This window comes from Kitasatospora sp. NPDC093806, assembly GCF_040683335.1.
Classification (GTDB): Bacteria; Actinomycetota; Actinomycetes; order Streptomycetales; family Streptomycetaceae; genus Kitasatospora.
On sequence record NZ_JBFBDO010000019.1, the window covers coordinates 16,380 to 30,285 of the forward strand.

The 13,906-nt window shown below is 74.3% G+C and carries 12 protein-coding genes and 1 pseudogene; 5 read left to right on the forward strand and 8 right to left on the reverse strand.

Features of this window, described 5'->3' with window-relative positions:
* Positions 1-12 precede the first annotated feature (12 nt).
* The 3 genes from hutU to AB0N76_RS12670 all read right to left on the reverse strand — a co-directional run bounded on the left by hutU (position 13) and on the right by AB0N76_RS12670 (position 3,237).
* The gene (hutU, locus tag AB0N76_RS12660; protein ID WP_363556291.1) at positions 13-1,668 is read right to left on the reverse strand and encodes a urocanate hydratase; all 1,656 of its coding nucleotides are present in this window, start codon (positions 1,666-1,668) and stop codon (positions 13-15) included.
* A 304-nt stretch (positions 1,669-1,972) separates the two neighbouring features.
* Entirely contained in the window at positions 1,973-2,302 is a 330-nt protein-coding gene (locus tag AB0N76_RS12665; protein ID WP_363556129.1) for a hypothetical protein, read from the reverse strand.
* A gap of 65 nt (positions 2,303-2,367) precedes the next feature.
* Entirely contained in the window at positions 2,368-3,237 is an 870-nt protein-coding gene (locus AB0N76_RS12670) for a MurR/RpiR family transcriptional regulator (protein WP_363556131.1), read from the reverse strand.
* Between the two features lie 175 nt (positions 3,238-3,412).
* Between AB0N76_RS12670 and AB0N76_RS12675 the strand changes: the two genes are divergently transcribed.
* Positions 3,413-3,844, forward strand: a complete 432-nt coding sequence (locus AB0N76_RS12675; RefSeq protein ID WP_363556133.1) for a hypothetical protein — start codon at positions 3,413-3,415, stop codon at positions 3,842-3,844.
* Positions 3,845-3,932: 88 nt separating this feature from the next.
* Here AB0N76_RS12675 and hutH read toward each other — a convergent pair whose 3' ends face one another.
* Positions 3,933-5,510 carry a histidine ammonia-lyase gene (gene hutH / locus AB0N76_RS12680; protein WP_363556135.1) on the reverse strand — a complete coding sequence of 526 codons (1,578 nt, stop codon included), beginning with the start codon at positions 5,508-5,510 and terminating at the stop codon, positions 3,933-3,935.
* Positions 5,511-5,712: 202 nt separating this feature from the next.
* Here hutH and fdhD point away from each other — a divergent pair, with 202 nt between their 5' ends.
* Complete coding sequence (gene fdhD, locus AB0N76_RS12685) at positions 5,713-6,537, forward strand: formate dehydrogenase accessory sulfurtransferase FdhD (protein ID WP_363556137.1); 825 nt, start codon at positions 5,713-5,715, stop codon at positions 6,535-6,537.
* Between the two features lie 16 nt (positions 6,538-6,553).
* Here fdhD and AB0N76_RS12690 read toward each other — a convergent pair whose 3' ends face one another.
* The 4 genes and pseudogenes from AB0N76_RS12690 to AB0N76_RS12705 form a co-directional block, all read right to left on the reverse strand.
* On the reverse strand, positions 6,554-6,913 hold the full coding sequence (locus AB0N76_RS12690) for a hypothetical protein (protein WP_363556139.1): 360 nt from the start codon (positions 6,911-6,913) through the stop codon (positions 6,554-6,556).
* Between the two features lie 870 nt (positions 6,914-7,783).
* Positions 7,784-8,809 (reverse strand): annotated as a pseudogene (locus tag AB0N76_RS12695) (sensor domain-containing diguanylate cyclase); the annotation flags it as partial.
* Positions 8,810-9,285: 476 nt separating this feature from the next.
* Complete coding sequence (locus tag AB0N76_RS12700) at positions 9,286-10,425, reverse strand: adenylate/guanylate cyclase domain-containing protein (protein WP_363556141.1); 1,140 nt, start codon at positions 10,423-10,425, stop codon at positions 9,286-9,288.
* 194 nt (positions 10,426-10,619) lie between these two features.
* Positions 10,620-11,522 carry a biotin--[acetyl-CoA-carboxylase] ligase gene (locus tag AB0N76_RS12705; protein WP_363556143.1) on the reverse strand — a complete coding sequence of 301 codons (903 nt, stop codon included), beginning with the start codon at positions 11,520-11,522 and terminating at the stop codon, positions 10,620-10,622.
* Positions 11,523-11,761: 239 nt separating this feature from the next.
* Here AB0N76_RS12705 and AB0N76_RS12710 point away from each other — a divergent pair, with 239 nt between their 5' ends.
* From AB0N76_RS12710 to AB0N76_RS12720, 3 genes are all read left to right on the forward strand, one after another.
* Complete coding sequence (locus AB0N76_RS12710) at positions 11,762-13,351, forward strand: acyl-CoA carboxylase subunit beta (RefSeq protein WP_363556145.1); 1,590 nt, start codon at positions 11,762-11,764, stop codon at positions 13,349-13,351.
* A gap of 32 nt (positions 13,352-13,383) precedes the next feature.
* The gene (locus AB0N76_RS12715) at positions 13,384-13,605 is read left to right on the forward strand and encodes an acyl-CoA carboxylase epsilon subunit (RefSeq protein WP_363556147.1); all 222 of its coding nucleotides are present in this window, start codon (positions 13,384-13,386) and stop codon (positions 13,603-13,605) included.
* Between the two features lie 98 nt (positions 13,606-13,703).
* Positions 13,704-13,844, forward strand: a complete 141-nt coding sequence (locus tag AB0N76_RS12720) for a hypothetical protein (protein WP_363556149.1) — start codon at positions 13,704-13,706, stop codon at positions 13,842-13,844.
* Positions 13,845-13,906: the final 62 nt, after the last annotated feature.

A 13,906-nucleotide genomic window follows, 5' to 3' on the forward strand; every position in this document is an offset into this window, starting at 1 on the left:
CGAAGGTGTGACTCACAGCTCGCCCATCGGGACGCGGACGCCGCGCTCGTCGGCCACCTCGACGGCCCGGTCGTAGCCGGCGTCGACGTGCCGGATGACGCCCATGCCCGGGTCGTTGGTGAGCACCCGGCGGATCTTCTCGCCCGCCAGCGCGGTGCCGTCGGCCACGGTGACCTGGCCGGCGTGGATGGAGCGGCCGATGCCGACGCCGCCGCCGTGGTGGATGGAGACCCAGGACGCGCCGGAGGCGACGTTGACCATGGCGTTGAGCAGCGGCCAGTCGGCGATCGCGTCGGAGCCGTCCAGCATCGCCTCGGTCTCCCGGTACGGGGAGGCGACCGAGCCGCAGTCGAGGTGGTCGCGGCCGATCACGATCGGCGCGGACAGCTCGCCGGAGGCGACCATGTCGTTGAAGCGCTCGCCGGCCTTGTCGCGCTCGCCGTAGCCGAGCCAGCAGATCCGCGCGGGCAGGCCCTGGAAGTGCACCTTCTCCTGGGCCATCTTGATCCAGCGGTGCAGCGACTCGTTCTCCGGGAAGAGGTCGAGCACGGCCTTGTCGGTCTTGTGGATGTCCTGCGGGTCGCCGGAGAGCGCCGCCCAGCGGAACGGGCCCTTGCCCTCGCAGAACAGCGGGCGGATGTACGCGGGCACGAAGCCGGGGAAGGCGAAAGCGCGGTCGTAGCCGGCCAGCTGGGCCTCGCCGCGGATCGAGTTGCCGTAGTCGAAGACCTCGGCGCCGCGGTCCTGGAAGCCGACCATCGCCTCGACGTGCTTGGCCATCGACTCGCGCGAGCGCTGGGTGAACTCGGCGGGCTTCTCGGCCGCGTAGCCGGCCATGTCGTCGAAGGCGACGCCGACCGGCAGGTAGCTCAGCGGGTCGTGGGCGCTGGTCTGGTCGGTGACGATGTCGATCGGCGCGTCCATCGCGAGCAGCTGCGGGAACAGCTCGGCGGCGTTGCCCAGCAGGCCGATGGAGAGCGGCTGCCGCTTGTCGCGGGCCTCGGTGGCCAGCTGCAGGGCGTGGTCGAGGTTCTTGGCCTCGACGTCCAGGTAGCGGTGCTCGATCCGGCGGGAGATCCGGGACGGGTCGCAGTCGATACAGATCGCCACGCCGCCGTTCATGGTGACGGCCAGCGGCTGGGCGCCGCCCATGCCGCCGAGGCCGGCGGTGAGGGTGATCGTCCCTTCCAGCGTGCCGTTGAAGCGCTTGTTGGCGACGGCGGCGAAGGTCTCGTAGGTGCCCTGGAGGATGCCCTGGGTACCGATGTAGATCCACGAGCCGGCGGTCATCTGCCCGTACATGGTGAGCCCGAGGCTCTCCAGCCGGCGGAACTCCTCCCAGTTGGCCCAGTCGCCGACCAGGTTGGAGTTGGCGATCAGCACCCGCGGCGCCCACTCGTGGGTCTGCATGACGCCGACCGGCCGCCCGGACTGGACCAGCATGGTCTCGTCCTGCTTCAGCCCCTGCAGCGTCTTCACCATGGCGTCGAACGAACGCCAGTCCCGCGCCGCCTTGCCGGTGCCGCCGTAGACGACCAGCTTCGAGGGGTGCTCGGCCACCTCCGGGTCGAGGTTGTTCATGAGCATCCGCAGGGCCGCCTCCTGCTGCCACCCCTGCGTCGTCAGCCCGGTCCCCCGCGCTGCCCGCACCTCACGCGGCCCACTCACCTGCTGCACCATGTCCCGGCCTCCTTGCGGATGATTTCATTCAGGCTCGACTCGGCTGAATATATCCAAACATTCAGCCCCCGACCAGAGGTCGAGCCCATCCGATCAGCCACACCCCGCCGGAGCCGCCGCCCACTGCCCCGAAGCGCCCGAACACCAGCCACCCGGCCCAGCCCGCCCGCCCACCCGCTGGAGCACCCAACGGAACGAGCGCATGCCGAGGCACCCCCGGAGGACGTGCACCGGGGGGTGCGCACGGCGCGTACGGCGCGCCCGTCCCGCTCCCCGCGTCACCGATCCGGCGTCAAGCCGCGGCGTCGCCGTCCCAGTCGATGCCGATCTCGGCCAGCCAGCGGCGGTCGGCGGCGTCGGGGGCGGTGGTGGCCGGGGTGCGGGGCGGGCGGGGGATCTCCTGGACGGGGCCGAGGCCGTACTGTTCGGCGGCCGCGGCGGCGCGGGCGTCGGGTTCGATGACGCCGACGTGGACGGCGGTCTCGTCGCCCGGGTCGAGGACGGTGAGTTCGGGGTCGGGCAGACGGCGCAGGGTGACGCGGCGTCCGCAGGTCGGGCAGGACCACTCGTCGGCTCCGGAGGCGAGCCGGCCGACGAACTTCATCTCATGGATCACGCGCATGACGGCACCCCCTGTGGAGGGGATGCCCGGGTTTGTGACGGATACTCCAGGCACGACCTGCGGACCTACTCCAGGAACAGCCCGCGCGCCGCGGCCGACTGCTCGATGGCCTCCAACCGGGCCTCGGCGCCCGGGAGTTCGTCGCACATGGTCTGCAGCAGCACCCGGCCGAGCATCATCGGCGCGCACGCGGTGTCGAAGACCAGGCCGGTGCCGACGGCCGCCGGGAGCATCAGGTCGGAGAGCTTGGCGACCGGCGCGAAGACGCTGTCGGCGACCGTCAGGATCGTCAGCCCGCAGTCGCGGGCGACCGCCAGGGCGTCCATCAGCTCGCGCGGGTAGCGCGGCAGGGCGAAGCAGAGCAGCGCGCTGGCGCCGGCCGCGGTGGCCTGTTCGAGGCGGTCGGCGAGCATGCTGCCGCCCTCGTCGAGGAGGCGGATGTCCGGGTGCACCTTGGCGGCGAAGTACGCGAAGCCGCGCGCCTGCGCCGAGGCGGCGCGCAGGCCGAGGACGGGCAGCGGCCGGGAGGCGGCGAGCAGGCGGGCGGCGCGGGTGATCGGCTCGGGGTCGGCGAGCAGGTCGGCGAGGTGGCGCAGGTGCTCGATCTCGGCGAGCACGGCCTGCTGGTGCTCGTTGCGGACGGCGTCGGCCGGGGTCTCGGCGCTGACGGGCTCGCCGGCGCCGAGTTCGCGCAGCCGCTTGCGCAGCGCCGGGTAGCCGTCGTAGCCGAGGGCGACCGCGAAGCGGGTGACCGAGGGCTGGCTGACGCCGGCCAGCTCGGCGACCTCGACGCTGGAGAGGAACGGCGCCTCGGTGGCGTGCCGGACCAGCGAGTGCGCGATCCGCCGCTGGGTGGGGGTGAGCCGGTGCCCCTCGAAGAGCTGGAGCAGCCGGGCGGAGGGGCCGACCGTGCCGGTGTCGTCGGTGTCGGTCATGCGGGTACCTCCGGATGCGGGCTGTTCGGATGACTGTGCAGCACCGGGCTGCCACTGGCAAAGACGTCTCGTCCGCCGGGACGTCTCGGGGTGACCCTGAATTCCCCCTGAGTCCGCCCTGAATCCCGGACGGATCCGTGGACCGGTGGCACCCTGCGGGCCCAGGCTGGTGGCCATGGACACTCGCCAGGACGACGTGCGGCGCGATCTGGACGCCACGCTGCAGGCCCGCAAGGAACTCGGCAAGGAGTACGAGTCGGAACTCGTCGACTCCTTCCTGTCGCGGCTCGACGCCCGGCTCGACGCCCGGGTGGAGCGCCGGGTCTCCGAGCGGCTCGGCCCGGCCGAGGCGTACGGCCCGCCGGAGGGCTACGGCCCGCACGGCCGCGGGCACCGCCCGCGCCGCTTCGGCGGTTCGAGCTCCCGGCTCCCGATCGTCTCGATGGCCCTGGGTATCCCGCTGACCGCCATCGCGGGCAGCACCAGCGGCTTCTGGGGCCTGCTCGCCTGCTGGGCCGGCATCGTCGGCGTCAACGCCTCCGCCGCCCTCGGCGAGCGCCGTCAGGAACGGCAGCGGACCTCGGCCGCGCGGAGCGAGTGGGACTGAGCCCACCGGGCACCGGTACCCGGTCACCCGTGGTCGGCGACCACCGGCGACCGGGCCCCACCCGCTCCGCGTAGCCGTACCCGACCGGTCAGGCCAGCGGGCCGGTGACCTGCTCGACCGCGCGCACCAGCTCGCCCGAGGCGACCAGCGCGGCGGCGGCCTCCAGGTCCGGCGAGAGGAAGCGGTCGCGCCCGGCGCCGCCGACCCCGGCCGCGCGGGCGGCCGCCATCGCCGCGGCGGTGGCGGGCGCCACCGTGCCGCCGCTGTCGGCCTGCCGGCGGATCTCCAGCGCCCGGGCGGCGGCGGTGAGTTCGACGGCGAGGATGCGGCCGAGGTTCTCCACCGACTGGCGCAGCTTGCGCGCGGCGGACCAGCCCATCGAGACGTGGTCCTCCTGCATCGCCGAGGAGGGGATCGAGTCGACCGAGGCCGGCACGGCGAGCCGCTTGTTCTCGCTGACCAGGGCCGCCTGGGTGTACTGGGCGATCATCAGACCGGAGTCCACGCCGGGGTCGTCGGCCAGGAAGGCCGGCAGGCCATGCGAGCGGGCCTTGTCGAGCAGCCGGTCGGTGCGGCGCTCGGAGATCGAACCGAGGTCGGCGGCGGCGATGGCGAGGAAGTCCAGCACGTACGCGACCGGGGCGCCGTGGAAGTTGCCGTTGGACTCGACCCGGCCGTCCGGCAGCACCACCGGGTTGTCGACCGAGGCGGCCAGTTCGCGGGAGGCGACCAGCGCGGCGTGCGCGACGGTGTCGCGGCCGGCGCCGGCGACCTGCGGGGCGCAGCGGATCGAGTAGGCGTCCTGGACCCGCGGGGCGTCGTCCTGGTGGTGGCCGGTGAGGCCGGAGCCGGCGAGCACGGCCAGCATGTTGGCGGCGGAGAGCGCCTGGCCGGGGTGCGGGCGGATCGGGGCGTGCAGCTCGGGGGCGAGCACCTTGTCGGTGCCGAGCAGCGCCTCCAGGGTCATCGCGGCGGTGATGTCGGCGGTGGTGAACAGGCGCTGGAGGTCGGAGATGGCCATGACCAGCATGCCGAGCATGCCGTCGGTGCCGTTGATGAGGGCGAGGCCCTCCTTCTCCAGCAGCTCGACGGGCTCGATGCCCGCGGCGGCGAGCAGTTCGCCGGCCGGCTTCTCGACGCCGTCGGGGCCGGTGGCGACGCCCTCCCCCATCAGGACGAGCGCGCAGTGCGAGAGCGGGGCGAGGTCGCCGGAACAGCCCAGCGAGCCGAACTCGCGGACCACCGGGGTGATGTCGGCGTTGAGGATGGCGGCCATGGTCTGGGCGACCAGCGGGCGGACGCCGGTGCGGCCGCTGGCGAGGGTCTTCATCCGCAGGAAGACCAGCGCGCGGACGACCTCGCGCTCGACCGCCGGGCCCATCCCGGCGGCGTGCGAGCGCACCAGCGAGCGCTGCAGCTGGGCGCGCAGCTCGGGGCTGATGTGGCGGACGGCGAGCGCACCGAAACCGGTGGAGACGCCGTAGACGGGACGCGGTTCGGCGGCCAGGGCGTCGATCCGGGCGCGCGCGGCCGCCATCTCGGCGAGCGCGTCAGGGCCGATCTCGACCCGGGCGTTCCCCCGGGCGACGGCCAGCACGTCCTCGGCACTGACGTCGGCCTTGCCGACCTGGACGAGCGGCGCGTGGGGGGCCGCAGCACTGTGCATATCCATATACACCATCTCACCAGGTGAATGGGAATATGACAACCACTCCGAGCCACTGGAAACTCCGGCACCGGATCGGTTCGGTCACCTGGATTTTCGGATACCCCTCCCCGTGCCGCACGCTGTGGGGAGACGGACGGCGAAGCGCCGGGCGGCCGCGGACGGCGCCGGGGCGCGGTGGACGGAGAGGGCGGACAGGACGATGACGCGGGCGACGGCACGGCGGCGGGTGCTCCGACTGCGCGGGGACGGGCGGACCACCCGGCCGGACGCGCTGGCGGCCGAGGAGCCGCTGGAGATCCGGGTCGGCGGCGAACCGCTCACCGTCACCATGCGCACCCCCGGCCAGGACTTCGACCTGGTGGCCGGCTTCCTGGTCGGCGAGGGGCTGGTCCACACGGCCGAGGACCTCGCGGCGCTGCGCTACTGCGCGGGCACCGACGAGGACGGCGCCAACACCTACAACGTCGTGGACGCGACCCTGCGCGGCACCGCCCGGGAGCTGCCGCTCTCCGCGCACCGCAACCTGCTCACCACCAGCGCCTGCGGCCTCTGCGGCCGGGACACCGTGGACGCCGTCCGCACCCACGTCCGCCACCCGGTCGGCGACGACCCGCTGACCGTCCCGCCCGCGCTGCTGTACGGGCTGCCGGACCGGCTGCGGGCCGTCCAGCGGACCTTCGAGTCCACCGGCGGCCTGCACGCGGCCGGGCTGTTCGACGGCGCCACCGGCGAACTGCTCTGCGCCCGCGAGGACGTCGGCCGGCACAACGCGGTGGACAAGGTGGTCGGCTGGGCCCTGCGTGAGGGGCGGCTGCCGCTGACCGGGCACGTGCTCCTGGTCAGCGGCCGGGCCTCGTTCGAACTGACCCAGAAGGCGGCGCTGGCCGGCGCGCCGCTGCTGGCCGCCGTCTCGGCGCCGTCCTCGCTCGCGGTGGACCTCGCCGAGGAGCTGGGCCTGACCCTGGTCGGCTTCCTGCGCGGCGAGGGCGCCAACGTCTACACCCGCCCCGACCGGATCAGCTGACCCGCGGTCCGCCGGTTCAGCTCTTGCTGCGGCGCCGGAGCATCACGATCACCGCGACCACCAGCGCGGCCACCACCAGCACCACGACGATGCCGACCACGATCCCGATGATCGTGCCGAGGAAGCCGCCCTTCTTCTTTTTCTTGGACTTGTCCTTACCCGCCAGGTGGGTGGTGGTGCCGTGCCGGTCCACCACCGCGCCCACCGACGCCGTGCCCACCTCCGCCGTACCCGCAGCCGTACCCGCCGCCGTACCCGCAGCCGCCGTGACCACCGCCGCGGCCGGGGCCGCGGAGGCCGCCGGAGCGGCCGCCAGCGCGGTGCCGCCGAACGCGAGCACCGCCGAGAGGACCAGGCCCGTCAACCGAGCGCGCATAACCGTTTTCCCCCGTCATGAGATCCGGCGCGACCCCGACGGCCCGCCGACCGCCGACACCATCCCACGCCCGCCCCGCCGCGCCCAGCCCCAGGACCGGACCGCGACCCGCTCGGAACCAAGCGGTCACCGAACCCCCACACCTGCGCCCCGAACGCCCTGGTCAGCGGGTCAGGACTCCGGTGGTGAGGCGGGCCCGGCGAGGGCCACCGCGACCAGCGCGCGCAGCGCGGAGGCGGCCTGGCCGAGCGGCAGGGTCGCGTCGTCGGCGAAGAGTTCGAGCAGCCAGCCGCCGGCCGCGTTCTGGCCCCCGGCGGCGACCATGCCGCGGTAGCCGGAGACCACCAGCATGGCCTCCTCCGCCGGGTCGTTGCCCGCCGCGCCCGCCCGCAGCGCGAAGGCGCCGCCGCGCACCGCGCGCCGGGTCATCGGGTAGTGCCGCAGGTCGAAGACGGCGTCCGGGGCCTCGATCTGGGCCCGCTGGGTCTCCGCCCGGGTGCTGCTCGGGCCGCTGGTCATCCGGTAGACGGCGTGCCGCGCGGTGCGCATCAGCTGCGAGCCGGGCGGCACGTAGGAGATCCACCAGCCGACCGCGTCCAGCAGCCGGGCCGCGGTCTCGGCGACGACGGCGAGCTTGCCCATGGTGTCGGCCGGGTGGACTGCACGGGCGGCGCTGTGCCGGTCGAGCGCGGCGAGCACCGCGGTGAGCAGCTGGCCCGGGTCGGCGCTGTGCGCGGCGCCGCGGAACCGCCGCCGGTCGCCGGTGCCGGCCCGCCCGCCGGGGCGGCCGCGGCCGTCGGTCCGGTGCTGCGGGTCGGCGGCGTCGGCGAGCAGCACCGTCGGGTCGGGGGCGAACCCGGGGCCGTGACTGCGGCCGGCGACCACCGGGTGGGCGGCGCGGGCGGCCTTGGCCCGGTACTGGGCGGCGTCAGCGAGCCGGAAGAGCCGGTCGGCGGTGGTGACGGGGCCGATCGAGTCGCCGGTGGAGGCGACCCCGCAGGCCACCCCCTCGCCCTCGGCCAGGGCCAGCGCGCGGGCGCACAGCTCCTCGGCGACGGCGACCACCTCGTCCGCCTTCTGCCCCTCGGCGAGCAGGCAGAACTCGTCGCCGCCGAGCCGGGCGGCCAGGCTGCCGGGCAGCTTGGCGGCGGCCAGCGAGAGCTGGTGGGCGAAGCGTTCGAGCAGCCGGTCGCCCATCTCGTGGCCCAGCTGGTCGTTGACCCGCTTGAGGCCGTTGACGTCGCAGACCACCAGGGAGACGACGGTGTTGTCCCGGTTGTGCGCGGCCAGCGCGCTCTCCAGCCGGGCGTCCACCGCGCGCCGGTTGGCGAGGCCGGTGAGCGGGTCGGAGAAGGCGAGCTTGCGCAGGTCGGCGAGGCGCTCGGTCTGGGCGAGGCCGGCCGAGATCTGGGCGGCGAGCAGGGTCGCGTAGTCGGCGTCGGCGTCGGTGAACCCGGGCATCCCGGCGGTCCGGGCGACGTAGAGCTCGCCCCAGGCCTGCCCGTGCAGCACGATCGGCGCGACCACGCAGCAGGCCCGGCCGCGCCGGCGCAGCGCCGCGGCGCGTTCCTGGCAGTACGCGCCGGCGGTCGGGTGCGAGTGCCCGGCGTGCGGCTGGCTGTTGTCGGCGGTCTGCACCCAGGCGCGCGGCAGCCGGCCGGTGGTCCAGCGCTCCTCCAGGTACGTGACGATCTCGGGGAAGTCGGCGACCGGGTAGGACTCGTCCTCGGGCAGCTCCTCCTCGCCGGGAGAGAGCTCGCCGTGGTTGACCAGGACCCGCAGCCGGCCGGACTCCCGGTCCCAGACCGAGACGGCGGCCATGGTGGCGCCGAGCGCCCCGGTGGCGCGGGCGGCGGCGGCCCGGACGGCCTCCAGCGGGGTGAGCGCCCCGGCCATGTCCTGGGCGAGTTCGACGACGGCCGCCAGCCGCGCGTCGGTGGCCGGCCCGTCGGGCCCGCCCGGGCGGGCGGCGGCGGAAGCGCTCCCGGGTCCGGGAACGACGCCTGCCTCAGGGCGGTCCGTCATGGTCGCCTCGCTGCTCACCGGCTCGCCTCGCTCCCTGTGCTCGGTCCTGCTGGCGGTCCCCCCACGCGCCGCCGGCCCGGCCCCGGGCCCGGACGCTTGCACCAAGACTATGGCGGTTTCGTTCGGTTATGCCCTGTTTGCGGGATCGGATCGGCGACAACCGTACGGCTTTCAACCATTCGGCTTGCCAGAACACTCCCCACCACGACCGGCCCGCTAACCCGCGATCCCGCGGCCGCGCCGACCCCGGAAGCCATGCCGACCCCAGCGGCCGCGCCGACCCCGGCGGCCGCACCGGCCCCGCGAGCCCCACCGAACCCGCGAGCCCCACCGAACCCGCAGGCCCGCTACTCCCCGCGCAGCCGCCGGGAGAGCAGCCACGGCTCGACCAGCCCGAGCCCGCGCACCGGCCGGCGCCACATCGGCTGCAGGTTGAACCGGTGCGCGGCGTCCGGCCCCGGCACCGGCAGCCCGGCCGGCGGCAGCCCGGCGGCCACCGAGAGCGCCTCGGCCAGCCCGGGCCCGTCCGCGTCGGCCGGCCCGACGCTGCCGTTCTGCTCCAGCGCCGCCGCGAACTCCCCGTCTATCAGCACCGCGTCCTTGGGCGCGATCGAGGTGAGCCGGCTGGCCAGGTTCACCGTCGTGCCGAAGACGTCGCCCATCCGGGAGGTGACGGTGCCGAAGGCCATGCCGACCCGCAGCGCCGGGATGGTGTCGTCCTCGGCCAGCGCCTCGATCAGGCTGAGCGCGATCTCGGCGGCGGTCGCCGGGTCCTCGGAGACGAACAGGATCTCGTCGCCGAGCGTCTTGATCACCCGGCCGCCCTGGCCGGCGATCAGGTCGGAGCAGGTGTTCTCGAAGGTCTCGACCAGCTCGCCGAGCTCCTCCTCCTCCAGCCGCCGGGACAGCCGGGTGAAGCCGACCAGGTCGGCGAAGCCCACCGCGAGCCGGCCGCTGGTGATCTCGTGGTCCTCGGCGGCCTGCACCACCCGGCCGGTGACGGCGGCCAGCTGCCGCCGCCAGACGTACACCAGGAACTGCTCCAGCTCCGGCAGCAGCAGCTCGACCAGCGGGTACGCGACGTCGGCGCGGGTCAGCCCGGGCTCGACGGACTGGGTGAGGTTCTCCAGGAAGGTGTCCATCTGCCAGCCGGCCAGCCGGGCCGTGGTCTGCCCGGTGGAACGCGCCACCTGGATCGCCATCGACTCGCTCAGCAGGCCGGACTCGACCAGACCGGCCAGCCGGCGCAGCGCGATCACGTCGCCGTCGGTCAGCGCCCGGGACTGGCCGATGTCCGGGAAGCCCATCGCCCGCCAGAACCGGGTGGCCAGCTCCATCGGGACGTCGGCGGCCCGCGCGGCCTGGTACGGGGTGTAGCGGCGCGGCGCGTCCAGGATCAGGCGTTCCAGGTCGAGGGCGACCGTCTGGTCGTCGGGGCCCTCCGGGCCGCCGTCGCCGCCGTCGCCGTTGCTGCCGTCCTCTGCCACCGGTCCGTCCCCGTGCGGTCGCCGCACTCGCCTCGTGTCCTGCCTGTCCGGGCGCGCCCGCCACCCGGCGGGGCAGTGGCGCGCCTCACACTGCTGCCAGGTGGAATGTTCGCACGGAATCGCGCGATCCGGAGCATCCGCCCGGGTCAAGGGGAGGTAAGGAGACGGGGGGACACGAGGTGGGAAAGCCCCGCCTAGCGCGGCTCCGGACGGACGTGCACGACGTCGCCCGCGCCGACCGCCCGCCGGGTGCCGTCCGGGGTGCGGACCACCAGCCGGCCGTCCCCGTCCACCGCCACCGCCTCGCCGAGCAGTTCGCGGTCCCCGGGCAGCAGCACCTTCACCGGCCGCCCCAGCGTGGTGCAGCGGTCCGCGTAGGCGGACAGCAGCCCGCTGGCGTGCGGGTCGCCGGCGGCGGCCGTCCACTCCCGGTAGAGCCCGGCGAACTCGCGCAGCAGGGCGCGCAGCAGGGTGGACCGGTCGGTGACGGCGGCGCCGGCCAGGGCGAGCGAGGCGGCGGTGGGGACGGGCAGCTCGGGCTCGCGCAGCGAGACGTTGAGGCCGAGGCCGGCCACCACGGCGCCGCCGCTCAGCTCGGTGAGGATGCCGCCGAGCTTGCGCTCCGCGCCGTCCACCTCGACCTGGAGGTCGTTGGGCCACTTCAGGCCGACCTCGACCTCGGCGACCCGGCTGAGCGTGCTCGCCGCGGCGACGCCGACCAGGATCGGCAACCAGCCGTACCGCTCGACGGGTACCTCGTCCGGGCGAAGCAGGACGGAGAGGAAGAGGCCGGAGCGGGCGGGCGCGCTCCACTGCCGTTCGAGCCGGCCGCGGCCGGAGCGCTGCACCTCGGCGACCAGCACCGCGCCCTGCGGGGCGCCCTCGCGGGCCCGGGCGGCGAGGTCGGTGTTGGTGGAGCCGGTCTCGTCGACGACGTCCAGCGAGGTCCAGAGCCCACCGGGGAGCACCAGGTCCCGGCGGAGCGCGGCGGCGTCCAGCGGCGGGCGGTCCAGGTCGGTCCACGGCGACGGCCCGGCGTGGCCGAGGCCGCGCAGTCCGCTGCGGCGCGGGGTGTCGCGCGGGGTGTCGGAGGTCATGCGGCAGAGCCTAGGGCGTGCCCCGCGGATCGGCCCGGAGAACGCAGTCCGCCCCATCGTGCCGCATAACGTGCGTCAACCACACTGTGTCGCTGGCCATAACGGCGAACGCTCCGCGCTGGCTACGCTACTCAACGGTAGTTCGTTGTGCCGCCCTGCGTCCCTCGCCCGCGCCCGCCCCACCCGGCCGGCGCGCCCCGACAACAGGTCGCGGCCCAGGATCAGGGAGAGCCACCGGAATGACCGAGGCGCCGTACGACCCGCACACCACCGCCGGCAAGCTCGCCGACCTCCGGCGCAGGCTCGACGAGGCGGTGCACTCCGGTTCCGCCAAGGCGGTGGAGAAGCAGCACGCCAAGGGCAAGCTGACGGCCCGCGAGCGGGTCGCCGAGCTGCTGGACGAGGACTCCTTCGTCGAGTTCGACGAGTTCGCCCGGCACCGTTCGACCAACTTCGGCCAGGAGAAGAACCGGCCGTACGGCGACGGCGTGGTCACCGGCTACGGCACCGTCGACGGCCGTCAGGTCGCCGTCTTCGCCCAGGACTTCACGGTCTTCGGCGGCTCGCTCGGCGAGGTCTTCGGCGAGAAGATCGTCAAGGTCATGGACTTCGCGCTGAAGACCGGCTGCCCGGTCATCGGCATCAACGACTCCGGCGGCGCCCGGATCCAGGAGGGCGTGGTCTCGCTCGGCCTGTACGGCGAGATCTTCCGCCGCAACGTGCACGCCTCGGGCGTGATCCCGCAGATCTCGCTGATCATGGGCCCGTGCGCGGGCGGCGCGGTCTACTCCCCCGCGATCACCGACTTCGTGGTGATGGCCGACCAGACCTCGCACATGTTCATCACCGGCCCCGACGTGATCAAGACCGTCACCGGCGAGGACGTCGGCATGGAGGAGCTGGGCGGCGCGCGCACCCACAACGCCAAGTCCGGCAACGCGCACTACCTGGCCACGGACGAGAAGGAGGCGATCGAGTACGTCAAGAGCCTGCTCTCGTACCTGCCCTCCAACAACCTCTCCGACCCGCCGTCCTTCCCCGAGGAGGCGGACCTCACCGTCACCGACGAGGACCTCGAACTCGACACCCTGGTGCCGGACTCGGCGAACCAGCCGTACGACATGCACAAGGTGATCGAGCACGTCGTCGACGACGGCGAGTTCCTGGAGACCCAGCCGCTGTACGCGGGCAACATCCTCACCGGCTTCGGCCGGGTCGAGGGCCACCCGGTCGGCATCGTCGGCAGCCAGCCGATGGACCTGGCGGGCTGCCTGGACATCGCCGCCAGCGAGAAGGCCGCGCGGTTCATCCGCACCTGCGACTCGTTCAACATCCCGGTGATCACCTTCGTCGACGTGCCCGGCTTCCTGCCCGGCACCGAGCAGGAGTGGGACGGCATCATCCGCCGCGGCGCCAAGCTGATCTACGCCTACGCCGAGGCGACCGTCCCGCTGATCACCGTGATCACCCGCAAGGCCTTCGGCGGCGCGTACGACGTCATGGGCTCCAAGCACCTGGGCGCCGACCTCAACCTGGCCTGGCCGACCGCGCAGATCGCCGTCATGGGCGCGCAGGGCGCGGTCAACATCCTGCACCGGCGGGAGATCGCCGAGGCCGAGGCCGCCGGGACCGCCGACGAGAAGCGGGCCGAGCTGATCGCCTCCTACGAGGACACCCTGCTCAACCCGTACCTGGCCGCCGAGCGCGGCTACGTGGACGCCGTCATCGCGCCGAGCGAGACCCGCCGGCACATCGTCCGCGGCCTGCGCGCGCTGCGCGGCAAGCGCGAGGTGCTGCCGCCCAAGAAGCACGGCAACATCCCGCTCTAGCCCGGACCAGCAGGATCGCGAGAGGATTGAGCATGGCCCCGATCCACGTGCTGCACGGGCAGCCGACCCCCGAGGAGCTGGCCACCGTCCTGGCGGTGGTCCAGGCCCGGGCCGCCGCCGCACAGGCCGCCGCCGAGGCGGCCCGCCGCGCCGGCGCCGGCCCGGACTCCGCCTGGAACGACCGCGCGCGCCGGCTGCGCGCCGCCCCGCGCCCGGGCGTCAACGTCTGGCGCACCTCCGGCTGGGCGGGCTGAGCGGCCCCGCCGACCCGCCGGGACCGCGCCCGGTGCCGTCCGAAACCTGAGTACGGATACTCAGGCGGACGGCACCGGGCGCGGCGCACCCTGGAGGCGTGCTCTGGTCAGATCCCCGCGACGAACCCTCCCCCGAGGCCCAGCGGATGCAGCAGCGGATGCAGCGGGCCGGCCGGGTGCTGGCCGCCATCGTGCTGGTGGGCTCGGTCCTGATCATGGTGACCCGGTTCTTCACCTGATCCCTCCCCCGCCCCCGCGGCCGACCGATCGGCCTGACCGGCGGACGCCGCACCCCATACCC

Excerpts from the sequence above, each read along its gene's own strand:
- hutH (WP_363556135.1), bottom strand. The coding sequence starts at position 5,510 with ATGCACAGTGCTGCGGCCCCCCACGCGCCGCTCGTCCAGGTCGGCAAG.
- AB0N76_RS12715 (WP_363556147.1), top strand. The coding sequence starts at position 13,384 with ATGGCCCCGATCCACGTGCTGCACGGGCAGCCGACCCCCGAGGAGCTG.
- AB0N76_RS12710 (WP_363556145.1), top strand. The coding sequence starts at position 11,762 with ATGACCGAGGCGCCGTACGACCCGCACACCACCGCCGGCAAGCTCGCC.
- AB0N76_RS12690 (WP_363556139.1), bottom strand. The coding sequence starts at position 6,913 with ATGCGCGCTCGGTTGACGGGCCTGGTCCTCTCGGCGGTGCTCGCGTTC.
- fdhD (WP_363556137.1), top strand. The coding sequence starts at position 5,713 with ATGACGCGGGCGACGGCACGGCGGCGGGTGCTCCGACTGCGCGGGGAC.
- AB0N76_RS12670 (WP_363556131.1), bottom strand. The coding sequence starts at position 3,237 with ATGACCGACACCGACGACACCGGCACGGTCGGCCCCTCCGCCCGGCTG.
- AB0N76_RS12705 (WP_363556143.1), bottom strand. The coding sequence starts at position 11,522 with ATGACCTCCGACACCCCGCGCGACACCCCGCGCCGCAGCGGACTGCGC.
- AB0N76_RS12675 (WP_363556133.1), top strand. The coding sequence starts at position 3,413 with ATGGACACTCGCCAGGACGACGTGCGGCGCGATCTGGACGCCACGCTG.
- AB0N76_RS12665 (WP_363556129.1), bottom strand. The coding sequence starts at position 2,302 with ATGCGCGTGATCCATGAGATGAAGTTCGTCGGCCGGCTCGCCTCCGGA.